This window comes from Pseudomonas sp. KH_050 (genome assembly GCF_057838875.1).
Map to the genome: position 1 here is coordinate 4,398,013 of NZ_CM174478.1, position 23,647 is coordinate 4,421,659.

Below are 23,647 nucleotides of genomic sequence, written 5' to 3' on the forward strand. Positions count from 1 at the left end.
CCCCCTCCCGGACAAATCTTTCAACCTCAACCCCCAATAAAACCGCGCCTTCGCGAAACTTGGCACAACCACTGCATTACCTCTCTCAACAGACATAAAGCCCAGCCTTCAACGATGAAGGGTGCGCTTCCCGAGAGAACGGGATCAGGACAAAGGTGTCCTCGCTGGTTAACTAGCGGGATGCCTTTTTTTGTTTGCGCAGAATTTGTCGAGCCAGCCTGACCGCCCTGATGAGGCAGGCCTGAGCTCCCCGGAGATCTTAATGAAAAAACTCAAACTGGTGATGATCGGCAACGGCATGGCCGGGGTTCGCACCCTGGAAGAGCTGCTCAAGCTGAGTAACGAGCTGTACGACATCACGGTCTTCGGCGCCGAACCCCATACCAACTACAACCGCATCCTGCTGTCGCCAGTACTGGCCGGCGAGCAGACGTTCGAAGAAATCGTGCTCAACGACATGAGCTGGTACCTGGAAAACAACATCAAGTTGTTGCTCAACCGCAAAGTGGTCGAGATCGACCGGGTCAAACGCCGGGTGATTGCCGAAGACGGCACCGAGGCTGAATACGACCGTTTGTTGATCGCCACCGGCTCGACGCCATTCATTCTGCCGATTCCTGGCAACACCTTGCAGGGCGTGATCGGCTACCGCGACATCGCCGACACCCAGGCCATGATCGACACCGCCAAGACCCACAAGCACGCAGTGGTCATCGGCGGCGGCTTGCTCGGCCTGGAGGCCGCCAACGGCCTGATGCTGCGCGGCATGCACGTGACCGTGGTGCACATCGGCGAATGGCTGCTGGAACGGCAACTGGACAAGACCAGCGGCCAGTTGCTGCAAACCGCCCTGGAAGCCCGCGGCCTGCATTTTCGGCTCTGCGAACAGACCCAGGCCCTGCACGACGCCGGCAATGGCCGGGTCGGTTCGGTGCAATTCAAGAACGGCGATGTCATCCCGGCCGACCTGGTGGTGATGGCCGCCGGCATCCGGCCGAACACTGAACTCGCGGAAAAGTCCGGCATTCCCTGCAACCGCGGGATTCTGGTCAACGACACCCTGCAAACCTACGACCCGCGCGTCTATGCGATCGGCGAATGCGCCAGCCACCGCGGTATCGCTTATGGCCTGGTCGCGCCGCTGTTCGAACAGGCCAAGGTCTGCGCCAACCACCTCGCGCAACTGGGCTTCGCCACCTACAAGGGGTCGGTGACTTCGACCAAATTGAAAGTCACCGGTATCGACCTGTTCTCCGCCGGCGACTTCATGGGCGGCGAAGGCACCGAAACCATCACCCTTTCCGACCCCATCGGCGGTGTCTACAAGAAGCTGGTGATCAAGGATGACGTGCTGGTAGGTGCCTGCCTGTACGGCGACACCGCCGACGGTGGCTGGTACTTCCGGCAGATCCGCGAGAACCACGGCATCAGCGAAATCCGCGACCATCTGATGTTCGGCGAGAACGCCTTGGGCGACGTCGGCCATCAAGGCCAGGACAAAGCCATGAGCATGGCCGACACCGCTGAAGTCTGCGGCTGCAACGGCGTGTGCAAGGGCACCATCGTCAAAGCGATTCAGGAACATGGCCTGTTCAGCGTCGATGACGTGAAGAAGCACACCAAGGCCGCCAGTTCCTGCGGTTCCTGCGCCGGCCTGGTGGAGCAGATCCTGATCAACACCGTCGGCGGCGCGGCTGATGTCAAACCGAAAAGCGAAAAAGCCATCTGCGGTTGCAGCGACCTCAACCACGGGCAGATCCGCCAGGCGATTCGCGACCAGCATCTGCTGACCATCGCCGGGACCATGAGCTACCTGAACTGGCGCACCCCGAATGGCTGCGCCACCTGCCGCCCGGCGCTGAACTACTACCTCATTTCCACCTGGCCCGGTGAAGCCAAGGATGACCCGCAATCGCGCCTGATCAACGAACGGGCGCACGCCAACATCCAGAAAGACGGCACCTACTCGGTGGTCCCACGGATGTGGGGCGGCGTCACCAACCCTTCCGAATTGCGGCGAATCGCCGATGTGGCGGACAAGTACAACGTGCCGATGGTCAAGATCACCGGCGGCCAGCGCATCGATCTGCTGGGGATCAAGAAGCAGGACTTGCCGGGTGTCTGGAAAGATCTCGACATGCCGTCCGGCCATGCTTACGGCAAATCCATCCGCACCGTGAAGACCTGCGTCGGCAGCGAGTTCTGCCGCTTCGGCACGCAGAACTCGACCCAACTGGGGATCGAGCTGGAACATGACCTGTTCAACATGTGGTCGCCGCACAAGGTCAAGCTGGCGGTCTCCGGTTGCCCACGCAACTGCTCGGAAGCCGGGATCAAGGACGTCGGCATCATCGGCGTGGACTCGGGCTGGGAGATGTACATCGGCGGCAACGGCGGGATCAAGACCGAGGTGGCAGAGTTCTTCGTCAAGCTCAAAACCGCCGAAGAAGTGCGCGAGTACAACGGCGCCTTCCTGCAACTCTATCGCGAAGAAGCCTTCTACCTGGAGCGCACCGTGCACTACCTGCAGCGGGTCGGCATGGAGCACATCAAGAAAGCCGTGCTGGAAGATCCAGTGCGGCGCAAAGCCCTCAATGAGCGCCTGCAATTTTCCCTGTCGTTCGAACAGGACCCATGGAAGGAGCGCCTGGAACAACCGCTGCTCAAGAAAGAGTTCGACACCATCGTGGTGAAACAACTGGAGGTGCTGGTATGAACTGGCTGGATATCTGCGCCCTGGAAGAAATCAACGCCCTCGGCTCGCGGGTCATTCAAGGCCCGAAAGGCGATATTGCGATCTTTCGCACCAGCGATGACGAGGTTTTCGCGCTGGATGACCGCTGCCCGCACAAGGGCGGCCCACTCTCTCAAGGTTTGATCTACGGCAAGCGGGTCGCCTGCCCGCTGCACAACTGGCAAATCGATCTCGAATCCGGCGAAGCCCTGGCTCCGGACATTGGCTGCGCCCACCACCATCAAGCCCGAGTGGAAAACGGCCGGGTGATGCTGGCATTGCGGGATGCAGTCTGATGAACCGCCAGACGACCGCCTCGACCTGCTGTTACTGCGGGGTCGGCTGCGGTGTGTTGATCGAGCATGATGGCGAGCAGATCCTCGGCGTCAGCGGCGATCCGACGCATCCGGCCAACTTCGGCAAGCTGTGCAGCAAAGGCTCCAGCCTGCACCTGACCGGCGACCTCGCGGCACGGGCGCTGTACCCGGAACTGCGGCTCGGCAAAGGCCTGGCCCGCAGTCGCACCGATTGGGATACCGCGCTGGATCACGCGGTCAATGTGTTTGCCGACACCCTCAACGAACACGGCCCGGACAGCGTGGCGTTCTACATTTCCGGGCAACTGTTGACCGAGGACTACTACGCCTTCAACAAGCTGGCCCGAGCACTGGTCGGCACCAATAACATCGACAGTAATTCACGCTTGTGCATGTCTTCGGCGGTGGTCGGCTACAAGCGCAGCCTCGGCGCCGATGCACCGCCGTGCAGCTACGAAGACCTGGAGCTGAGCGATTGCGTGATGATCGTCGGCAGCAACATGGCCTATGCCCACCCGGTGCTGTTTCGTCGCCTGGAAGAAGCCAAAAGCCGCCGGCCGCAGATGAAAATCATCGTCATCGACCCACGGCGCACCGACACCTGTGAGCTGGCGGACCTGCACCTGGCGATTCTGCCCGGGACCGATGTCGCGCTGTTCCACGGGATTTTGCATCTGCTGCTGTGGGAAGACTGGATCGACCGCGACTTCATCAAGGCCCACACCGAAGGCCTGTCCGAGCTGAAAAACCTGGTCCGTGATTACACTCCACAGATGGTCGCGCAACTGTGCGGGATCAGCACCGAGCAACTGCAGCAATGCGCCGAATGGATCGGTACCTCGCCAAGTTTCCTGTCGTTGTGGTGCATGGGGCTCAATCAGTCCACCGCCGGCAGCGCAAAAAACAGCGCGCTGATCAACCTGCACCTGGCCACCGGGCAAATAGGCCGGCCGGGCGCAGGACCGTTCTCCCTGACCGGTCAGCCAAATGCCATGGGCGGTCGCGAAACCGGCAGCCTGTCGAATCTGTTGCCGGGCCACCGCGAGGCCGCCAACCCCGAGCACCGGGCAGAAGTCGCCCGTTATTGGGGTATCGAGCAACTGCCGGAAAATCCGGGGCTGACCGCCATCGAGCTGTTCGAACAGGTGCGCAATGGCAAGATCAAAGCGCTGTGGATTGCCTGCACCAACCCGGCCCAATCCCTGCCGGATCAGAATGCGGTGCGCGAGGCCTTGCAGGCGTGCCCGTTCGTGGTGCTGCAGGAAGCCTTCCGTACCACTGAAACCGCGCCGTTCGCCGACTTGCTGCTGCCCGCTACCAGCTGGGGCGAGAAGGAAGGCACGGTGACCAATTCGGAGCGGCGCATTTCCCACGTCCGCCGCGCCATTGCCGCACCCGGCGAAGCGCGGGCGGACTGGGCCATCACCGTGGATTTCGCACAACGCCTGGAACAACGTCTGCGCCCGGGCCAACCCAGCCTGTTTGCCTTCAACGAGCCGGCGCAGGTCTTCGACGAATACAAAGAGCTGACCCGCGACCGTGACCTCGACCTGTCTGGCATCAGCCACGCCCTGCTCGACCGAATCGGCCCGCAACAATGGCCATTCCCCGGCGGCGCGCTTGAGGGAACGCCACGGCTGTACGTCGACGGGATTTTTCCGACCAGCACCGGCCGTGCGCGGTTTGTTGCCGACCCTTACCGCGCCGCCAAGGAGCAGCGCGACGCGCGCTTCCCGCTGACCCTGATCACCGGTCGGCTGCGCGACCAATGGCACGGCATGAGCCGCACCGGCACCGCCGCGCAGTTGTTCGGCCACGTCAATGAAGCGATATTGAGCCTGCACCCTGACGAATTGCGTCGGCATCGCCTGCAAGACGGCGATCTGGTCAGCCTTAAAAGCCGTCGCGGCAACCTGATCGTCGGAGTCGCAAGCGATGACAGCGTCCGCCCTGGCCAGGCCTTCCTGCCCATGCACTGGGGCGATCGTTTCCTCAAGGGCGGCATCAACGCCGTTACGCAACCGGCGTTCGACCCGCTGTCGAAACAGCCGGAACTCAAACACAGTGGCGTGCGTATCGAACCGGTGCAGTTGCCATGGCAGCTGTTTGCCTTGATCGAAGGCAATGTGCAGGCGCATTTCGAAGCCCTGCGACCACTCTGTGAGGCCTTTACCTACGTCAGCCTCAGTCTGACCGGCCGCGAGCGTCCGGCGCTGTTGATACGCGCTGCCAGCGCCGAGGCGCCCGACCCGCAGTTGCTCAGGGACATCGATCAACAGCTGGGGCTTAACGAAGGACCGGTATTGGCCTATGACGACCCTCGGCGCTCCATCGGCAAGCGCGTGCGGATCGAAAACGGGCGAATCACCGCTATCCGCCTGGCCGGTGAAACCCTGGCCCGGCACTGGCTGCAAAGCCTGTGGCTCGAGGGCAGCGCCGACGAACAGTTGCGTCGCTGGCTGCTGGCGCCGCTGAGCACCCCGCCGGGGAGCGCGACCAGCGACCCATCGGCCAACAAAACCTTATGCAACTGCAAAAACGTCAGCCAACGCGCAGTCTGCGCCGGCATCAGCCGCGGCCTGGATCTCAATGGCTTGAAACAAGAACTGGGCTGCGGCACTCAATGCGGCTCCTGTGTACCGGAAATCAAGCGTCTGTTGGCCGCTACTGCCCAACCGATAGCCGTTACTTCGTGAGGAATAGAACATGAGCGCAAAAGTCTGGCTGGTGGGTGCAGGTCCTGGCGATCCTGAATTGCTGACCCTCAAAGCGGTGCGCGCCCTGGGCGAAGCCGATGTGGTGCTGATCGATGATCTGGTCAACGAGGCCGTGCTGGTCCATTGCCCACAGGCACGCATCATTGCCGTCGGCAAACGCGGCGGTTGTCGCTCCACGCCACAGGAGTTCATTCATCGGCTGATGCTGCGTTATGCCCGCCAAGGCAAGTGCGTGGTGCGGCTCAAGGGTGGCGACCCGTGCATTTTCGGGCGTGGCGGTGAAGAAGCGCAGTGGCTCAGAAACCATGGCATTGCCGTTGAAATGGTCAATGGCATCACCGCCGGCCTGGCCGGAGCGACGCAATGTAATATTCCGCTGACGTTGCGTGGCATCAGCCGTGGCGTAACCCTGGTGACCGCCCACACTCAAGACGACAGCAGCCTGAACTGGCAGGCCCTGGCCCAAGGCGGTACGACGCTGGTGATCTACATGGGCGTGGCCAAGCTCAGCGAAATTCGCGAGCAACTGCTGGCCGGCGGCCTGGCGGCCGATACGCCGGTGGCGATGATTGAAAACGCCTCGCTGCCACAACAAAGGGAATGTCGGAGCGATCTGACAGCCATGCAGGAAGATGCCCTCGCCTTCCAGCTGAAAAGCCCGGCAATCCTGGTGATCGGCGCAGTGGCCGCCTGTGAAGACGTCAAAACACTACAGCCTGTAGCAGATTGGTGTGCAGACGTGGCCCTGTAGAACTGTCGAAAGCTGTGCCCCGACCGCTGAAAAGATCGCAGGCTCCTACGCCGGATTTACGGACACCCCTTCCACCGTAGGAGCTGCCGCAGGCTGCGATCTTTTGATCCTGGCGTCAGCCACGACACGTCCATCGACCGCTGAAAAGAGCGCCAGCTCCTACGCCGGATTTACGGACACCCCTTCCACCGTAGGAGCTGCCGCAGGCTGCGATCTTTTGATCCTGGCGTCAGCCGCGACACTCCCATCGTTCGCTGGAGATCGCAGGTTTCGCCAGCGCCTACGCCGGATTTGTGTATGCCCCTCACCCTGGGAACTAGCCTTTACACAGGGGAATGTGCGGGCCAGGCATCAAATCGCAGGCAAAGAAAAGCCCGGCCTGGGCCGGGCTTTTCAGAGCAGCGAGCTAATTACTTAGCGGCAGCTTCAACCTGCGCTTCTACGCGACGGTTTACAGCACGACCTGCGTCAGTTGCGTTGTCAGCAACCGGGCGGGATTCGCCGTAGCCAACGGACTGAACGCGGGACGATTCAACACCGTACTGGTTGGTCAGAACTTGCTTAACGGCGTTTGCACGACGCTCGGACAGTTTCTGGTTGTAAGCGTCAGGACCGACGGAGTCAGTGTGACCTTCAACAGTAGTGCTGGTCGATGGGTACTGTTTCATGAAGTCAGCGAGGTTTTTGATGTCGCCGTAGCTGTTAGGCTTGACTACCGACTTGTCGAAGTCGAATTTCACGTCCAGCTCAACACGAACAACTTCAGCAACTGCTGGGCAGCCATCAGCGTCAACAGTTACGTTGGCTGGGGTGTCAGGGCACTTGTCGACGTTGTCGCACACGCCATCGTTGTCGCTGTCAGCGCAGACTTCAGCTGGAGCTGGAGCTGGAGCTGCTGGCTTGGAACCGCCACCGAAGTTAACGCCGATACCGACGCTTGGAGCCCACTCGGTGTCGCCCTGGTCGATGTTGTACTGAGCTTCAACGCCGGCACGGGCGTAGAAGTTCTCGGTGAAGTACAGCTTGGCACCGCCGCCAACGTTGGCGAAGGTGGAACGGTTACGGCCGTTGCTGCCGTTCTGGTCGATGCTCTGATCCGAGAAACCGGCGGAGACGTAAGGACGGATCATGTCGCCTGGGTTGTTGAAGTGGTACAGAGCATCCAGAGCGGTGTTCGCGCCCTTGATGTTCTTGCCATCTTCGCTACGTACGTTGTGCACTTCGTCGTAGCCCAGACGCAGTTCAACGTCGTCGGTCAGGAAGTAACCAACGGAACCGCCGAACAGGTTGCCGTCGTTCTTGAAGTTACGAGCGCTGTCGAACTGTTCCTTCTTAGCGAAGCCTTCGATTTCAACTGCGCCTTGGCCTTGTGCCAGAGCGCCGAACGAAGTGGCAGCAATAAGAGAACCAATGGCCAAGCCCAAGGTGTTTTTCAGTTTCATCCGTTAAATCCCCATCTGGTGATTGTGAAGCAGTCCCGCAAACCGGGGGACAACTCGGCGGCAAGTCTAACAGAACTTGCCTAGACGTAAGAGACATTTGCGCTGAACTAAGTTTCAGCAACGCCTGCAAATTTCTCACGCAATTTATCTAGAGCGCGTTTGTAACGCATTTTTGTAGCACTCAAACCCATATGCATTATGTCTGCGATCTCCTGAAATTCCAGCTCTGCGACAAATCGTAGCACCAGAATTTCCCGGTCAATCGGGTTCACATGCACTAACCAGCGATCAAGTCCACCCTTTTCCTCAGGTTTCGGCATCTTCTCATCAGATGCTTCCTCGAGGGGGTCGAGACTCAAAGCGTCCATTAAGCGACGCTTGCGCCGTTCCTTCCGATACTGCGTGATGCACTCGTTGTACGTGATGCTATACAGCCAGGTCTTGAACTTCGATTTGCCCTCGAAGTTCTTCAGGCCATACAACACCTTCAACATCACCTCCTGACAGACATCATCTGCATCACGATCGTTCCCTAAATATCGCGCACAAACGTTGAATAAGGTTCTCTGGTAGCGCCGCATCAGCTCTTCATAGGCGCGTGTTACGTGAAACAGCTCCGTGTGCGAGCGCGCAACCAACTCCTCATCAGAGAGCTCGCGGGGGTCGTAGCGCATGGATAGCGGTTGGGCTTTATTCAAAACGAGTCAGTGCCGACAGTCAGGTCAATGTCCGCCGCAGCCCGCGTTAGCGGGCATTTTGCGGCGGCATACATTAGCAGGGTTTGCCGGGTTAGCGGCTAATCACATGCTGTTCCAGCATGATCCGATTGGAGAAAGAGACTAGCTCACCCTCATCGGTCAGCAATGTGGTTTTAACCGTGCCGATCTCTTCGATCTGCCCTTCGACCTCGCCAACACGCACTTGTTGCCCAACCTGATACAACTCACGCACATAAATTCCCGCAAGAATCTGACCGGCTATTTCCCGGCTTCCCAACCCCATGGCCAAGGCAACTGCCAGACCAACGGTTATCAATACGATGACAATCACATGGTTGAGCAGGTCGGTTTTGACCTCCAACTGGCTGATTGCCACTGAAATGCTGATGATAATCACCAGCCCCTGGGCGATACGTCCCAGGCCTGCGGCGTAATCCAGCCCTACGCCCTCTGCCGCGCCTCGTACCAGCCCATTGGCCAGTTGCGCCAGCAATACCCCTACCAGCAACACCAGCGCGGCGCCGAAGACCTTCGGCAAATACAGCGCTAGCATATCGAGAGTAGCCGAAACTCTTTCCAAGCCAAGGGATTCTGCAGCAGAAACCAGAAAAATAAGCAAAACGAACCAATACACAATTTTTCCGATCAGGGTCGAGATCGGCACCTGCAGGCCCGCTCGGGACAGAAGCTTGGTCAAACCGGTACCGCCCATCAGGCGATCAAGGCCCAGTTTTGCCAGCAATTTGGAGAGCAAGGTGTCGAGCAGCTTGGCCACGACAAACCCCAACAGCAACACCACCAGCGCGCCAAACAGGTTGGGGATAAAGTTCGCTATCTTGGTCCACAATGCAGTCATCGCAGTGACGAGGCTCTGAGTCCAGAGATCAAGTTCCATATTCAATCAGCCTTATCAGCAGTGCGGGCAGTAGATTTACGACGGGAAACCGGTGAGACATGCGCCGAGCCGTTATTGAGGGCAATCATCAGCGCGGGCAGCCAGTGCCCCAGCAAGGTGAACAGGTCACCCGCCCCCACCTGACGATTGGCGGTTTTCAATACGCGGCCCAGACAGGCATCGTCGTCACGGGTGGACGGCGTCGCCTGGAGCATGTCACGCAAAGACTGTTCGAACGGATCGTGCATACGCACCTCTCGAGATGTCTGTGAAAGACGCGATGAAAATTCTTCGGGTCACATGGCAAACCATCAGACCCAGCGCAATCGGCGGAATAACCACCACTGCCCCAAGGCCACCGAGATCATCATCAGGCAGGCTACGAGGAAGCCATAAGGGCTCTCGGAGAAGGGGATACCGCCGACATTTATACCGAGCAAACCGGTCAGGAAACTCATCGGCAGAAAGATCCCGGTGATGATTCCGAAGCGGTACATCGTGCGATTCATCCGAACGCTCAAACGCCGGTCCTCGGCCTCCAGCACAAGCCCCACACGCTCTCTGGTCAATTCCAGCTCTTCCAGATAGCGCGTCAGGCTGTTGTTCAATTCGTTCCAGTAGTCGCCATCGTCTTCGACGAACCAGGGTAATCTGGTCCGCGTCAGCTGACCAAAAATATCCCGCTGCGGAGCCAGGAAACGTTTCAGCCCGGCAGCTCTTCGACGGATCTGCAAAATGGCGCCATGCTCTGGAGTATACCGTTCGTCGGTATCGAGCTTTTCTTCTTCCGCGTCGACGATTTCCGAGAGGTCACTGACCAGATGCTGGACCTTGTTGGTCAGGTACTGGGCCATATAAAGGATCAGTTCCGAGGCGGTTTTCGGCCCTTTGCCTTCGGCGAGCTGCACCAGCAGCTCATCGGTGGCCCGCAGTGGCCGCAAACGCAGGGAAATCACCCGCTGGGCGGAACCGAAAATCCGTACCGAGACCATGTCTTCCGGTTCGGCCCCCGGATTGAGGTTGATTCCGCGCAAAAACAGCAGCAGCTCGCTGTCCGGCAACGGCAGCAGCCGTGGCCGGGTATTTTCTTCAAGCAGCAGGTCGCAGCTGAATTCGCTCAGGCCGCTGTATTTACGCAGCCAGGTCTGGGTTTGCGGGTGACTGCGATCCCAATGCAGCCAGATACTCTCGTAGGGCTGCAGTTGCAGGTCATCCAGTTCAGTCCGGGCAATCGAACGCGCACCGCCTTTACCATCCAGCACCAGGGCGTGAACCAGCCCCCACTGCGCGTTTTCTTCCTCGAACATCCTTACCCCTTGCTTGGTCGAACGCTTTATTCAGGCATGTTCAGCGGGCTTGGCGAGATGATCACGCCGTTATTGTCCGCATAGATGTACTCGCCTGGACGAAAGGTCACGCCAGCAAAGGTCACTGCAACGTTGAGATCGCCAATACCGCGCTTGTCAGTCTTCATCGGGTGGCTGGCCAGGGCCTGGACACCCAGATCGGTTTGCGCAATGACGTCGACATCCCGGATGCAACCGTAGATCACCAGCCCTTCCCAACCGTTCCTGGCGGCTTTCTCGGCCAGCATGTCGCCCAGCAGCGCCCGGCGCAACGAACCACCACCGTCGACCACCAGCACCTTGCCGCTCCCTTTGAGTTCGACCTGCTCCTTGACCAGCGAGTTGTCTTCGAAGCACTTGATGGTCACGATTTCGCCGCCGAAGGAATCACGGCCACCAAAATTGCTGAACATCGGTTCGACCACCTGCACCAGGTCCGGGTAGGCGTCGCACAGGTCGGGAGTAAGGTAATGCTTCATCGAGAAACTCCTGTAAGGGAAAGCACACGATAGAAAGAGTCGGAAATTCCAGCGTTTGGCTGAAAAAACGAGTTCCGACGCCGGATATTCAGGGTTTTAGCCTAGACCTCAACACCTACGCGGTCACCATCATAGACCAGTTTCAGCATTTTCAAGTCCGGGCAGGACGGCTGCAAGGCCCGCCCGCCGGGCAGTTCAAACTCCATGCCGTGCCGCGCGCAACGCAACACCCTGCCCACCACCGTGCCGGCAGATAACGGCGCGCCTCGATGGGGGCAGCTGTCTTCGAGCAGCAATGGCTGATTATCCAGCACCAGCAAGAGCAAACTCCGCCCCTCGACCTGGAAGGTCTGGCGGTAGCCTTCTTGCAGATTGATCAGACGCTCAAGCGGCACGAACATACCTGCTGACCCGGCAACAAAAAGTGACCAAAACAGTTCAATGCGTCATATCTTAGCCGTTAGTCGAGCAGAGCGAAATGCCCTTGTTAGAGCGCCCGGCTCAGACTGCAGCGGCCAGATTCGACTCCTGGGTCAGTAATGGCGTTTGCTGATCTTTCAACCAGCGCTCCACCAATGGCCAGACTTCTGTCTGGGCACTTTTGCTGACCAGCATCTCGACATGGCCAAAATTGTCGCTAAAGCCCTGTTCACGTCCCAGACACACGAACTGCTTGTGTTCAGCGCCAAACTGATCGAAAAGCTTGCGGCAGGCCCACGCCGGGTCCTGATGATCCCCGGTGGCACTGACTGCCAGCACCGGCACCTGAACCTCGGCCAGCCCCGCCCACCAGTCTTTGTCCGCATCGCCGAAACGGCCGAACAGCCCATACCAGCGCATGCCTTCCAGGGCCAGGCCGATCGGCTCGTCCTCGGGGCCGCGCTTGAACCGGGAACCGGATATCTGGGCAAATCGCTTCAAGATAAAGCGCCCGCTCCACTCCACCGGTGGAATCTTCAATGGCCAGTAGGTGCGGCTGACCTGGGTGCCGAAAAACGCTGCGGACGCCACCGCGGGTTCGCCCAGATACTGGCCTCCCAAAGCCGCCGCCAGGGTGATGCCACCCAGCGAATGCCCCAGCCAATGAGGAATCTGGCCACTTTGCTCACGAACGAACGCGGCAATCGCCGGCAGATCGTAGCGGGCATAGTCGGCGACGCGGTTCTTGCGATAGTTCTGATTACGCCGGGACAAGCCGTGACCGCGCATCTCGGGAATCCATACATCAAACCCGGCGCGCGCCAGATAGGCACCCAGCCCCAGGCCCTTGGGTGAAAACCAGAAGCGCCGGTTGGAAAAACTGCCGTGAAGCAGGATGACCGGAACACCACGCACGTGCGGTCCATCGGCCATGCCCAGCCGGGTAACCGCCAGTTCAACGGTGCCATCGGGGCTGTTACCGGGCTTCAACCGATAGACATCTTCGCTCAGATCACCGCGCCGCTCGGCGCTGATCAGGGCGACAGGAAATAGATTGCTGCTGCTTTGCATAATGCTCTTGCACAAAAAAGGGCGGCATCCAGATGGAGCCCGCCCTACTCGAATCTAAAAGTGTCGGTCAGCCAGTGCTGACCGACACTTCATTCACACATCAGTCCGGAGCCTGAGCTTCTGCCAGGAAGAACCAGGTTTCCAGTACGGAATCGGGGTTCAACGAAACACTTTCGATACCCTGCTCCATCAGCCATTTGGCCAGGTCAGGGTGATCGGAAGGGCCCTGGCCGCAAATACCGATGTATTTGCCGGCCTTGTTGCACGCTGCAATGGCATTGGCCAACAGCTTCTTGACCGCTGGATTACGCTCGTCGAACAGGTGCGCGATGATCCCGGAGTCGCGATCCAGGCCCAGGGTCAGCTGGGTCAGGTCGTTGGAACCGATGGAGAAACCGTCGAAGTACTCGAGGAACTCTTCGGCCAGGATGGCGTTGGACGGCAATTCGCACATCATGATGATGCGCAGGCCATTTTCGCCGCGCTTAAGACCGTTCTCGGCCAACAGGTCGATGACCTGGCTGGCTTCGCCCAGGGTACGGACGAACGGCACCATGATTTCGACGTTGGTCAGGCCCATCTCGTTGCGCACACGCTTCAGGGCGCGACACTCGAGCTCGAAGCAGTCACGGAAAGATTCGCTGATGTAACGCGAAGCGCCACGGAAACCCAACATCGGGTTTTCTTCTTCCGGCTCGTAGAGTTTGCCGCCGATCAGGTTCGCGTATTCGTTGGACTTGAAGTCCGACAGACGCACGATGACCTTTTTCGGCGTGAACGCAGCGGCCAGGGTGCTGATGCCTTCAACCAGTTTCTCGACATAGAAACCGACCGGATCGTCGTAGCCGGCAATACGCTTGTCGACGCTGTCCTTGATGTCCTGCGGCAGCCCGGCGTAATTGAGCAGCGCCTTGGGGTGCACGCCGATCATGCGGTTGATGATGAATTCCAGACGGGCCAGGCCCACACCGGCGTTCGGCAACTGCGCGAAGTCGAAGGCACGGTCCGGGTTACCGACGTTCATCATGATCTTGAACGGCAGATCAGGCATGGCGTCGACGGAGTTCTTCTTGATATCGAAGCCCAGTTCGCCTTCGAAGATGTAACCGGTGTCGCCTTCAGCGCAAGATACGGTAACGCCCTGGCCGTCTTTCAACAGTTCGGTGGCGTTGCCGCAACCCACGACGGCCGGGATCCCCAGTTCGCGAGCGATGATCGCCGCGTGGCAGGTACGCCCGCCACGGTTGGTGACAATGGCGCTGGCGCGCTTCATGACCGGTTCCCAGTCCGGGTCGGTCATGTCGGACACCAGCACGTCGCCCGGCTGGACCTTGTCCATCTCGGAGACGTCTTTGATGATCCGCACCTTGCCGGCGCCGATGCGCTGGCCGATGGCCCGGCCTTCCACCAGCACAGTGCCGGTTTCCTTGAGCAGGTAACGCTCCATGACGTTGGCCGCGGTGCGGCTCTTCACGGTTTCAGGACGGGCCTGAACGATGTACAGCTTGCCGTCGTCACCGTCTTTGGCCCACTCGATGTCCATCGGGCACTTGTAGTGCTTCTCGATGATCATCGCTTGCTTGGCCAGTTCGTTGACTTCGGCGTCGCTGAGGCAGAAACGTGCACGATCGGCCTTGTCGACATCGATGGTCTTGACCGACTTGCCGGCCGTGGCCACTTCGCCGTAGATCATCTTGATGGCTTTGCTGCCCAGGTTGCGGCGCAAAATAGCCGGGCGACCGGCGGCCAGGGTCTGCTTGTGAACGTAGAATTCGTCCGGGTTCACCGAGCCTTGCACGACGGTTTCACCCAGGCCGTAGGCACCGGTGATGAACACCACGTCACGGAAACCCGATTCGGTATCAAGGGTGAACATCACGCCGGCAGTGCCGGTTTCCGAGCGCACCATGCGTTGCACACCGGCAGACAAGGCCACCAGCTTGTGGTCGAAGCCCTGGTGGACGCGGTAGGAAATCGCCCGATCGTTGAACAACGAAGCGAATACTTCCTTGGCGGCGCGAATGACGTTCTCGACACCACGGATGTTCAGGAAGGTTTCCTGCTGACCGGCGAAGGAAGCGTCCGGCAAGTCTTCGGCGGTGGCCGAAGAGCGCACCGCCACGGCCATGTCAGGGTTGCCGGCCGACAACGTGGCGAACGCGGTGCGGATCTCGGCGTTGAGTTTTTCGGGGAATTCGGCATCCATGATCCATTGACGAATTTGCGCGCCGGTTTTCGCCAGGGCGTTCACGTCTTCGATGTCCAGCGTATCGAGTGCGGCATGGATCTGATCGTTCAGACCGCTTAGTTCAAGGAAGTCACGGTAAGCCTGAGCCGTTGTAGCAAAGCCACCAGGAACCGATACACCGGCCCCTGCAAGGTTACTGATCATCTCGCCCAGGGATGCGTTCTTGCCCCCCACATGCTCTACATCATGGACGCCGAGCTTATCGAGGGAAACTACGTACTCTACCAAGGTGATCTCTCCACTAACTGTGTTGGAAAAGCTCAGGGTGCCGGCGGCTCAGAGGAGCATTTGCCAGCGTTATGGCCTGGACCTGGAAAATAAGTGAGAATGCTGGCCATTCGAGGCCGGCAAACCGCGCCTATCATATCCAAGAATTGTCACTAGCTTAAGGCCCAAGGCGCAAATGAAACGATCCGCTTTCTTTATCTCCGACGGCACGGGCATTACAGCCGAGACTCTCGGTCAAAGCCTGTTGGCGCAATTCGAGAATATTACCTTCAGCAAAGTCATCCGGCCGTACATCGACAACGTGGATAAAGCGCGGGCCATGGTACAACAAATCAACAACGCCGCCGAAAAGGACGGATTTCGGCCGATAATATTCGACACCATCGTCAATCAGGACATTCGTGAGATCCTCGCAACCTCAAATGGTTTCATGATCGACATTTTCTCGACCTTTCTGGCGCCCCTGGAGCAGGAATTGCGCGAGCATTCGTCGTATTCGGTCGGCAAGTCCCACTCCATTGGCCACAACTCCAATTATATGGAGCGGATCGAGGCGGTGAACTTCGCCCTCGACAACGACGATGGCGCACGCACGCACTATTACGACAAGGCCGATCTGATCCTGGTGGGCGTGTCCCGTTGCGGCAAGACCCCGACCTGTCTGTACATGGCCATGCAATTCGGTATCCGCGCGGCCAATTACCCGCTGACCGAAGACGACATGGAGCGCCTGCAACTGCCCACCGCCCTGCGCGCCCACCAGCACAAGCTGTTCGGCCTGACCATCGACCCGGACCGCCTCACCGCGATCCGCAACGAGCGCAAGCCCAACAGCCGCTATTCGAGCTATGCCCAGTGCGAGTTCGAAGTCCGGGAAGTGGAGAACCTGTTCCGCCGGGAAAACATCGCGCACATCAATTCCACGCATTTTTCGGTGGAAGAAATTTCGGCGAAGATTCTGGTGGAAAAAGGTGTGGAGCGGCGCTTCAAATAATTTCTCCACGGGTATTTTTTGTGGTCCGTGTAGCAACTGGCGAAGCCTGCGTCCGGTTGCGTAGCAACCGTAAACCCTGCTTCCACGGTTCGTCTGGACACTGCAGCGCTTGATTTTACGGCGGCTACGCAGCCGGACGCAGCCTTCGGCAGCTGCTACGGGGGAACGTGCAGGGCCAGAGACACCTTAAAGGGTGCGGATGAATCACAAACTAAACCGCCCCGCGCCCTGCCCCAACGCCGCGGCAAGCGCCTCAAAACCTTCGCGCAACAGCTGATCGTCACCGGATGTATTGCAGATACTTGCCCGAATGAACTGCGGTACCGCCGCATGCCCCACCGCGAAGGCTTCAGCCGTCGAGACCAGGTAATTGCCTTGCTTGAGCTCCGCTTCGATTTCCGAGGCCCGCCATGGCTCCGGGACCTCGATCCAGAAGTGCGGGCTGTTCAAATGGGTCTTGTAGGCAAGCCCGGCCAGCAGATCCTCGACCAGTGCCTTGCGCCGACCCATTTCGATAATCTGCTGCTGCAGCAAGTGGGCAGCCGTTCCGTTTTCTATCCAGGCGGTTGCCAGCTCAAGTGTCAGCGGTGTCGCCATCCAGCAGGTGGACCTCAAAGCGGCCGCCAGCCGACTCATCAATGCCTGCGGTGCGTGCAGGTAACCTACGCGCAAACCCGCCGACACTGCCTTGCTCAAGCTGCTGATGAGAATCGTGCGCTCCGGCGCAAAGTAACTGAGGGGTGGCAGACGGTCTTCAACCAGCACGCCGTGGGCCTCGTCCTCCAGAACCAGCAGGTTATGCTCGCGACAAACCCTGGCCACCGCCTCTCGACGCGCAACCGAAAGCACGGCGGTCGTCGGGTTCTGAATCGTCGGCGTGCAGTAAAGGGCTGAAACCCGGTGCGTGCGGCAGACCTCTTCTAGTGCCGAGGGCAGCAAACCTTCGTCGTCCATATCCAGGCCAATCAAGCGAATGCCTAGCATGCGGGCCGCGGTGATTAACCCCGGGTAGGTCAGTTGCTCGGTAACGACCGTATCTCCCGGGCGTAGCAACGCCATCAACGCACACAGCAAGCCGTGCTGGCCGCCGTTGACGCAGATCACCTGATCGGCGCTCGGGGAAAATTCACTCTGCTTCAACCAGTGCGCGCCAGCGGCACGATAGCGCGGCAATCCCGCGTCCGGGGTATAGAGACTGATGTCTTGCAGCACCTTGGGGTTGTTGGCCAGGGCTTGAAGACTCTGTGCCAGAAAGGCGGTTTCCTGACCGGGAATGTGGGTGTTGCGGCTCATGTCGAAATACTGCCGGGGCTCCTCGCTGACGTTGCGAAAGCCCTCATCGCGCTTGCGCTCCAGCCCACGCTTGCGAACAAAGGTGCCATCACCTACCCGCGCCACCACCAGCCCGAGCTTCTCCAACTCACCGTACGCACGACTGATGGTGCCAATGGTCACGCCGAGGTTATCCGCCAGCATCCTGTGGGGCGGCAACTTGCAGCCGGGCTCGATCACGCCATCGAGGATCCCCGTTTCTATGGCGTCGGACAGGCGTTTGTACTTCACGCCCTGACCGTTAGAAAGCCCCTCTCGCACAATTGACACCATGTCAATATTTGTTTTGACAGCCATCATTCGCCCTAATAGTGTGGTTTAAAAGGTTCAATTACTGGATGAAGCCTTTCAATATAGAGGTCAATTCCACCTCATGGAAGTAATGTCACCATGCCAATGTCCGCCGTCATCGAAAATAGTGAAAAGACTCAAAAACAGTGGCTGGCGGGCGCCATCACCAGTGTGATGTTCCTGATTGTGTGCCTGAGCTGGGGAACCACCTGGCTGGGCATCAAGATCGCCGTGGAAAGCGTGCCTCCGCTGACCTCCGCGGGGCTGCGCTTTCTGATCGCCTTTCCATTGTTCCTGTGCTTCGCCAAAGTGCGCCGCGAGCCGGTGCTGTTCCCGAGGGAAAGCCGCTGGTTCTTTGTGTTTGTCACCCTGACCTATTTCAGCGTTCCCTACTACTTGCTCAACTACGGTGAAATGCACGTCTCTTCGGGGCTCACCGCGCTGCTGTTCAGCTGCATGCCGGTGTTCATCCTGATTTTTTCCGCGATGTTCCTGCGCGAGAAAATCTACTTTTCCCAAGTCGTCGGCATCGCCATCGGGTTTGGCAGCCTGTACATGATCATCCGCAGCCAGGGATTGCACCTGGATCATGCCGAGTTCCTGGGGGTCATTGCGATCCTCGCCGCGGCCGTGATGCACGCTCTGTGCTACGTGATCACCAAGCAGAAAGGCAGCGCCATCAGCGTCATCACCTACAACACCCTGCCCATCGGCATCGCCGGCCTGATGCTGTTCGTTGCCGGGTTGTACTTCGAAACGCCGACTTTCAGTGACATTACGCTGCGCTCCTGGAGCGCACTGTTCTACCTCGGGCTGGTCGCTTCGGTCGGCGGCTTCATCGTCTACTTCATGCTGCTCAAGCGCCTGAGCCCGATCATCCTGTCCTTCGTGTTTATTATTTTTCCGGTGTTCGCCGTGGTCATCGGCTCCTGGTACGAAGGCCAGTCGATTTCCAAAGACCTGATGATCTACTCGGCAGTGCTGTTGGCGGGGTTTGCGATCACCAAACTCCCGGTCGAAAAACTGTTGGCCAAAAAGAACTGACCCACCTGACTTCGCGAGAGAAACATGGACGACCTCTGCCCCCAGGCACTTGAGCAGATCTATCGACACGCCAGCAGCACCTACCCCGACGAGTGCTGCGGGTTTGTGTTCAAAGATGGCAGCGTCTATATCGGCGAGAACATTCAGAACGAGCTGCACCAACGCAACCCCGAGGTCTATCAGCGCGCCGCCGCCGAGGGCTACACCTTCTCGGTGGCAGACACGTTAATGATGAACAAGAGCTTTCGCAGCGATAACCCCGTTACGGTCATCTATCACTCGCACCCCGATGTCGGTGCCTATTTCAGCCACGAGGACCAGGACAAGGCCCTGTTCATGGGCGAACCGATTTATCCGGTCAGCTACCTGGTCATCGATGTCCGTAAAGGCACGGCATCCGGTTCCAAACTGTTCGAATGGAATGGCCAGAGTTTTATTTGCAGCCAGGCGTTTTCCTGAAACCACCACTGACCTACACACGGAGTTGCGCATGAACGCTGTCTCTTTCCCCGACATCCTGGCTCGCGTCGCAAAGTTGCCCGATTCGCAACTTGAAGGCAGCGGCACGACGTTGCGCCAAGTGCTCGAAAGCATCTGCACCGACTACCCACAACTGCGCGCGCACCTGCAATACGAGAACAATCAGTTCAAGGAACACTTTCTGTTTACCGCCGACGGCGAACTGATTGAACCCGATGACGCCTTCCCCGCTGGCGGCACCATCGACGTCCTGCTGGCCACATCCGGCGGCATCGATCAGGACCGCTTGAGCAACGAGGAAGTCCAGCGCTATGTGCGGCACATCACCCTGCCGGGCGTCGGTCGCGACGGTCAGCTGAAGCTGAAAAACGCCAGGGTGCTGGTCATCGGCACCGGCGGCCTGGGCTCGCCGGTGTGCATGTACCTGGCCGCTGCCGGCATCGGCACACTGGGGCTGATCGACTTCGATATGGTGGAAAGCAGCAACCTGCAACGGCAAATCGTGCATGGCAAAAGCACCTTGGGCCTGCCCAAAGTCGAGTCGGCCAAAAGACGCCTGCAAGACCTCAACGAACATATCCAGATCAATGCACATAACACGGCGCTGAACACCGACAACGCCCTGGAGCTGATCGGGCAGTACGACGTGGTCGTCGACGGTACCGATAACTTCTCGACGCGCTACCTGATCAACGATGCTTGCGTCGAACTGGGCAAGCCGCTGGTTTATGGATCGATTTACCGTTTCGACGGGCAGATCAGCGTCCTCAACTATCGTGGAGGTCCCTGTTATCGCTGCCTGTTTCCGAAAAGCCCGCCTCCGGAACTGGCGCCCAATTGCAGTGCCGGCGGTGTGATCGGCGTCCTGCCCGGCGTCGTCGGAATGATCCAGGCCACCGAAGCGATCAAGTTGATCATTGGCATCGGCGAACCTTTGGTCGGGCGCCTGATGTGTTTCGATGCGCTGGCGATGAAGTTCTCTGAAATACGCTTCAAACGGCGGGCCGATTGCCCGTGCTGCTCGACCCAGCGCACCGGCCAGCTTGCCGAACCCACCACCGTCAGCTGCGCCAGCGCAGTGCCGGCTGCGCCGACCCTGGCCGAGGAACGCTACATAAAGCCGCGACTGCTCAAGCAACTGCTGGAATGCAGAAGCCAGGCCGATATTTTGCTGGATGTTCGCGATGCCACCGAGCTGGAAGTCTGCCAATTGCCCGGCGTGCTGCACATCCCGCTGGAAGATCTGGAAACCCGACTCGACTCCCTCGATCGCGACCATCACCACTACGTCATCTGTTACGCCGGCATACGCGCCGAACGTGCCGCAAGCACCTTGCTCGCGGCAGGTTTCGCCAATACCCGGGTCCTTGAAGGCGGCATGAAACACTGGGTTCGCGACGTCGAACCCGACATGCCTTTGTATTGATAGGTGGCGGCCATGAGCTCTTATCTGATGCTGCATAACTCGATACTCGACGCCATCGGCCAAACGCCGATCGTGCGCCTGGAAAAACTTTCCACCGACCTTGGCGTGGAGGTCTTCGTCAAACTCGAATCGCTGAATCCCGGTGGCAGTCACAAAGCACGCATCGCACTGGGCATGATCCTCGATGCCGAGCGCAAAGGCATTCTGGTGCGTGGCACACAACAGACCATCATCGAACCCAGCGGTGGCAACACCGGCATTGGCCTGGTGATGGCGGGCAACGTGCTGGGCTACAAAGTGGTGCTGGTGATTCCGGACAACTACAGCCCGGAAAAGCAAAAGTTGCTCCGCCTGTATGGCGCCGAAGTGGTGCTGTCCGACAGTCGTCAGGGCAACAACTCCCACGGCCAGAAAGCCATGGAGCTGCAACTGGAGAACCCCCACTACGTGATGCTCAATCAGCAGCGTAACGGGGCCAACCCTGAAACCCACCGCCAAGGCACCGCTCGGGAAATTGTCCGGGCATTTTCCGGTCGTCGGGTGGACTATTTTGTGGGCGGAATCGGTACCGGCGGTCATATCACCGGCATCGGCGAAGTACTCAAGGCGACCTGGCCTGCCATTCGCGTATTGGGCGTCGAACCCGAAGAATGCGACCTGCTCAGTGACAAGCACGCGCCCCACCAGATCCAGGGGCTGTCGATCGGCATCGTGCCGAGCATCCTCAACCTCTCGGTACTGGACGGCATGCTCAAGGTTTCCAAGGATCAATGCCTGGAAATGATGCAACGGGTCATGCGTACCGATGCTATCAGCCTGGGGCTTTCATCGGCGGCCAACCTGGTCGCCATTGCCGCCCTGGCCAAGGAAATGCCCGAACACTCCACTGTCCTGACCATGGTCTACGACAGCGCGGACGCCTACCTGCCCTTATTCGAATAATCCAAATGCGGGGTGCCTCCATGGGAGGCTTCATTGATATGCAACAGCTGCACGATGAGTTGCTAGCGCACCTCATCAACACCCTCGATCCGGCTGATTTGCTGCAACTGGATGGCCATTTGCACACAGTGCTGCCCTGTGTGGCCGAGTGGCTCGCCGAGGACCTGATGGCCTTCGCCTCCCGCGACCCGGCATCGCAAGGTCGCGGCAACCTGATCCTGGAGTCGTACGCGTCCTTCAAGGCCGTACTCTACTATCGCCTGGCTCATCAGGTGTTGAAGCTTGGCGGCGAAGAGGACCGCTATTTCCCCTGTATCGCGCAAAAACTCAGCAACCAGGGCAAGCTGCTTTCGGGCGCCGAGATCCACCCGGCCGCGCGGATCGGTCGCCGGTTTGTCCTCGATCATGGCTATGGCACGGTGATTGGCGAAACCTGCGAGATTGGCCACGACTGCTACATCCTGTGCGGCGTGACACTGGGCGCGCGCGGGATTGCCAACAACCCCAATGGCAAACGCCACCCGCGCCTGGGCAACAATGTAGAGATCGGCGCGGGAGCCAGAATTCTTGGCTGCGTGACGATTGGCGACAACGTCTTTATCTCTCCGGCGTGCGTCATTACCCATGACGTACCGGCCGACACGAAGGTGAAGATCGTCAACCAGGTCCAGCTGCAGAAATCTTCAGAGTCCGATCATGGCGGCTTCCTCGGGGCCTTTGCGCTCAACGAGCGCTTGCACCTGGTCGGTGAAGTCAGCAACAGCCCGCATGTCACGCTGCTGGATGCAGACTTTAATCCGCTGAGCAGCCTTGCCCTGGAACCCACTGTCAAAGAGCGCAGCCACCTGCAGTTTCGGATTCATCACACCGAAGATGGCGACTACCCACCGCGACTGCCACTGAACCTGCACGTCTGCGGTCCCAACCAGGACATTACCTTGATCGCCCCACCGGGCTTGAGCGCGATGGTTCGGCGCCTGATGCAAGCTCGCCCTCAATCTGTCGGAGGTTGAACATGTCGGTACACACGATGGAAACCCTGGCGCTTTACGATAACGCGCCCTACCAGAACGCTTTCGACGCTCGGATCGTGGCTGTCAGCGATCAGGGTATCGCCCTGGAGCACACACTGTTTTATCCAACGGGTGGCGGCCAACCCGGGGACACCGGCCTTATCACCTTGCCCGACGGCACCCACCTCAACGTGACCGGTACGGTGCGCGACCCGCTCTTGCGTTCGATCATCTGGCATCAGCTGGAGGCTTATCCCCCGCAACTGCGAGCCGGCTTGAAGATCGACGCAAGCCTGGACTGGGAACGACGTTACCAGCACATGAGAATGCATACGTGTCTGCACCTGCTGTGCTCGATCATCGATGCTCCGGTCACCGGGTGCAGCATCAGCCATGATAAAGGGCGGCTGGATTTCGACCTGCCGGAAATGACCCTCGAAAAGGAACGCATCACCGAGCAACTGAACGCCCTTGTGGCTCAAGGCCTGGAGGTGAAACACCTGTCCATGCCGGCGTCCGAGTACACCACATTGCTGCAGATAACCCGCACTCAAGCCGTCGCACCACCGGTCATACAAGGCGCGGTCCGGGTCATCGAAATAGATGGCGTCGATATCCAGCCTTGCGGAGGGACACACGTCATCAATACCGAAGAAATTGGCCGGGTCTTCTGCGAAAAAATCGAGAAAAAGAGCAAGCACAATCGGCGAGTTATTTTGCGTTTCGGGGAGAGTACAACCGATCCATCACGGTGACAC

Annotated in this window: 19 protein-coding genes and 1 pseudogene; 10 read left to right on the top strand and 10 right to left on the bottom strand. The window is 59.1% G+C overall.

All coding sequences use genetic code 11. The features are described 5' to 3' along the window. Positions 1-262: 262 nt before the first annotated feature. Genes nirB through cobA form a run of 4 tightly spaced genes read left to right on the top strand, consistent with a single transcriptional unit; the run spans position 263 to position 6,519 of the window. On the top strand, positions 263-2,716 hold the full coding sequence (gene nirB / locus AC3IUA_RS19955) for a nitrite reductase large subunit NirB (RefSeq protein WP_489356586.1): 2,454 nt from the start codon (positions 263-265) through the stop codon (positions 2,714-2,716). Continuing rightward, the gene (gene nirD / locus AC3IUA_RS19960) at positions 2,713-3,030 is read left to right on the top strand and encodes a nitrite reductase small subunit NirD (RefSeq protein WP_489356587.1); all 318 of its coding nucleotides are present in this window, start codon (positions 2,713-2,715) and stop codon (positions 3,028-3,030) included. Before nirB ends, nirD begins: the two co-directional genes overlap by 4 nt. Then, positions 3,030-5,747 carry a nitrate reductase gene (locus AC3IUA_RS19965; RefSeq protein WP_489356589.1) on the top strand — a complete coding sequence of 906 codons (2,718 nt, stop codon included), beginning with the start codon at positions 3,030-3,032 and terminating at the stop codon, positions 5,745-5,747. Before nirD ends, AC3IUA_RS19965 begins: the two co-directional genes overlap by 1 nt. Before the next feature lie 10 nt (positions 5,748-5,757). Then, positions 5,758-6,519 (top strand): uroporphyrinogen-III C-methyltransferase, encoded by a 762-nt coding sequence (gene cobA / locus AC3IUA_RS19970; protein ID WP_489356591.1) that lies wholly within the window; start codon positions 5,758-5,760, stop codon positions 6,517-6,519. A 410-nt stretch (positions 6,520-6,929) separates the two neighbouring features. Here cobA and AC3IUA_RS19975 read toward each other — a convergent pair whose 3' ends face one another. The 9 genes from AC3IUA_RS19975 to ppsA form a co-directional block, all read right to left on the bottom strand. Beyond that, positions 6,930-7,961 (bottom strand): OmpA family protein, encoded by a 1,032-nt coding sequence (locus tag AC3IUA_RS19975; RefSeq protein WP_489356592.1) that lies wholly within the window; start codon positions 7,959-7,961, stop codon positions 6,930-6,932. Positions 7,962-8,068: 107 nt separating this feature from the next. Continuing rightward, positions 8,069-8,659, bottom strand: coding sequence for an RNA polymerase sigma factor SigX (gene sigX / locus AC3IUA_RS19980; protein WP_489356594.1), 591 nt, complete (start codon positions 8,657-8,659; stop codon positions 8,069-8,071). Between the two features lie 91 nt (positions 8,660-8,750). Continuing rightward, positions 8,751-9,575, bottom strand: coding sequence for a mechanosensitive ion channel family protein (locus tag AC3IUA_RS19985; RefSeq protein ID WP_489356596.1), 825 nt, complete (start codon positions 9,573-9,575; stop codon positions 8,751-8,753). Between the two features lie 2 nt (positions 9,576-9,577). Then, positions 9,578-9,823 (bottom strand): CrfX protein, encoded by a 246-nt coding sequence (locus AC3IUA_RS19990; protein ID WP_150804841.1) that lies wholly within the window; start codon positions 9,821-9,823, stop codon positions 9,578-9,580. Between the two features lie 63 nt (positions 9,824-9,886). Continuing rightward, on the bottom strand, positions 9,887-10,882 hold the full coding sequence (locus tag AC3IUA_RS19995; RefSeq protein WP_489356598.1) for a zinc transporter ZntB: 996 nt from the start codon (positions 10,880-10,882) through the stop codon (positions 9,887-9,889). A gap of 26 nt (positions 10,883-10,908) precedes the next feature. Next, entirely contained in the window at positions 10,909-11,400 is a 492-nt protein-coding gene (gene rraA / locus AC3IUA_RS20000) for a ribonuclease E activity regulator RraA (protein ID WP_489356599.1), read from the bottom strand. Between the two features lie 101 nt (positions 11,401-11,501). Further along, complete coding sequence (locus AC3IUA_RS20005; RefSeq protein WP_489356601.1) at positions 11,502-11,801, bottom strand: Rieske (2Fe-2S) protein; 300 nt, start codon at positions 11,799-11,801, stop codon at positions 11,502-11,504. Between the two features lie 100 nt (positions 11,802-11,901). Continuing rightward, positions 11,902-12,891 (bottom strand): alpha/beta fold hydrolase, encoded by a 990-nt coding sequence (locus AC3IUA_RS20010; RefSeq protein ID WP_489356603.1) that lies wholly within the window; start codon positions 12,889-12,891, stop codon positions 11,902-11,904. A gap of 100 nt (positions 12,892-12,991) precedes the next feature. Continuing rightward, positions 12,992-15,367, bottom strand: coding sequence for a phosphoenolpyruvate synthase (ppsA, locus tag AC3IUA_RS20015; protein WP_489356605.1), 2,376 nt, complete (start codon positions 15,365-15,367; stop codon positions 12,992-12,994). 175 nt (positions 15,368-15,542) lie between these two features. Here ppsA and ppsR point away from each other — a divergent pair, with 175 nt between their 5' ends. After that, complete coding sequence (gene ppsR / locus AC3IUA_RS20020) at positions 15,543-16,361, top strand: posphoenolpyruvate synthetase regulatory kinase/phosphorylase PpsR (RefSeq protein ID WP_150804847.1); 819 nt, start codon at positions 15,543-15,545, stop codon at positions 16,359-16,361. A 204-nt stretch (positions 16,362-16,565) separates the two neighbouring features. On the opposite strand, the gene AC3IUA_RS20025 is transcribed toward ppsR, so the two are convergent. Then, a complete protein-coding gene (locus AC3IUA_RS20025) occupies positions 16,566-17,990 on the bottom strand; it encodes an aminotransferase-like domain-containing protein (protein WP_489356607.1) in 1,425 nt (474 codons plus the stop codon). Positions 17,991-18,089: 99 nt separating this feature from the next. Between AC3IUA_RS20025 and AC3IUA_RS20030 the strand changes: the two genes are divergently transcribed. From AC3IUA_RS20030 to AC3IUA_RS20050, 5 genes and pseudogenes are all read left to right on the top strand, one after another. Then, positions 18,090-19,028 carry a DMT family transporter gene (locus tag AC3IUA_RS20030; RefSeq protein ID WP_489362410.1) on the top strand — a complete coding sequence of 313 codons (939 nt, stop codon included), beginning with the start codon at positions 18,090-18,092 and terminating at the stop codon, positions 19,026-19,028. Positions 19,029-19,052: 24 nt separating this feature from the next. Next, positions 19,053-20,934: pseudogene (gene moeB / locus AC3IUA_RS20035) on the top strand (molybdopterin-synthase adenylyltransferase MoeB). A gap of 27 nt (positions 20,935-20,961) precedes the next feature. Continuing rightward, positions 20,962-21,876 carry a PLP-dependent cysteine synthase family protein gene (locus tag AC3IUA_RS20040; protein WP_489362412.1) on the top strand — a complete coding sequence of 305 codons (915 nt, stop codon included), beginning with the start codon at positions 20,962-20,964 and terminating at the stop codon, positions 21,874-21,876. Between the two features lie 20 nt (positions 21,877-21,896). Then, complete coding sequence (locus AC3IUA_RS20045) at positions 21,897-22,889, top strand: serine O-acetyltransferase (RefSeq protein WP_489356609.1); 993 nt, start codon at positions 21,897-21,899, stop codon at positions 22,887-22,889. 2 nt (positions 22,890-22,891) lie between these two features. Beyond that, positions 22,892-23,644, top strand: a complete 753-nt coding sequence (locus AC3IUA_RS20050; RefSeq protein WP_489356611.1) for an alanyl-tRNA editing protein — start codon at positions 22,892-22,894, stop codon at positions 23,642-23,644. Positions 23,645-23,647 lie beyond the last annotated feature (3 nt).

Excerpts from the sequence above, each read along its gene's own strand:
- nirB (WP_489356586.1), top strand. The coding sequence starts at position 263 with ATGAAAAAACTCAAACTGGTGATGATCGGCAACGGCATGGCCGGGGTT.
- nirD (WP_489356587.1), top strand. The coding sequence starts at position 2,713 with ATGAACTGGCTGGATATCTGCGCCCTGGAAGAAATCAACGCCCTCGGC.
- AC3IUA_RS19965 (WP_489356589.1), top strand. The coding sequence starts at position 3,030 with ATGAACCGCCAGACGACCGCCTCGACCTGCTGTTACTGCGGGGTCGGC.
- cobA (WP_489356591.1), top strand. The coding sequence starts at position 5,758 with ATGAGCGCAAAAGTCTGGCTGGTGGGTGCAGGTCCTGGCGATCCTGAA.
- AC3IUA_RS19975 (WP_489356592.1), bottom strand. The coding sequence starts at position 7,961 with ATGAAACTGAAAAACACCTTGGGCTTGGCCATTGGTTCTCTTATTGCT.
- AC3IUA_RS19985 (WP_489356596.1), bottom strand. The coding sequence starts at position 9,575 with ATGGAACTTGATCTCTGGACTCAGAGCCTCGTCACTGCGATGACTGCA.
- AC3IUA_RS19990 (WP_150804841.1), bottom strand. The coding sequence starts at position 9,823 with ATGCACGATCCGTTCGAACAGTCTTTGCGTGACATGCTCCAGGCGACG.
- AC3IUA_RS19995 (WP_489356598.1), bottom strand. The coding sequence starts at position 10,882 with ATGTTCGAGGAAGAAAACGCGCAGTGGGGGCTGGTTCACGCCCTGGTG.
- rraA (WP_489356599.1), bottom strand. The coding sequence starts at position 11,400 with ATGAAGCATTACCTTACTCCCGACCTGTGCGACGCCTACCCGGACCTG.
- AC3IUA_RS20005 (WP_489356601.1), bottom strand. The coding sequence starts at position 11,801 with ATGTTCGTGCCGCTTGAGCGTCTGATCAATCTGCAAGAAGGCTACCGC.
- AC3IUA_RS20010 (WP_489356603.1), bottom strand. The coding sequence starts at position 12,891 with ATGCAAAGCAGCAGCAATCTATTTCCTGTCGCCCTGATCAGCGCCGAG.
- ppsR (WP_150804847.1), top strand. The coding sequence starts at position 15,543 with ATGAAACGATCCGCTTTCTTTATCTCCGACGGCACGGGCATTACAGCC.
- AC3IUA_RS20025 (WP_489356607.1), bottom strand. The coding sequence starts at position 17,990 with ATGGCTGTCAAAACAAATATTGACATGGTGTCAATTGTGCGAGAGGGG.
- AC3IUA_RS20030 (WP_489362410.1), top strand. The coding sequence starts at position 18,090 with ATGTCCGCCGTCATCGAAAATAGTGAAAAGACTCAAAAACAGTGGCTG.
- AC3IUA_RS20040 (WP_489362412.1), top strand. The coding sequence starts at position 20,962 with ATGCTGCATAACTCGATACTCGACGCCATCGGCCAAACGCCGATCGTG.
- AC3IUA_RS20045 (WP_489356609.1), top strand. The coding sequence starts at position 21,897 with ATGGGAGGCTTCATTGATATGCAACAGCTGCACGATGAGTTGCTAGCG.
- AC3IUA_RS20050 (WP_489356611.1), top strand. The coding sequence starts at position 22,892 with ATGTCGGTACACACGATGGAAACCCTGGCGCTTTACGATAACGCGCCC.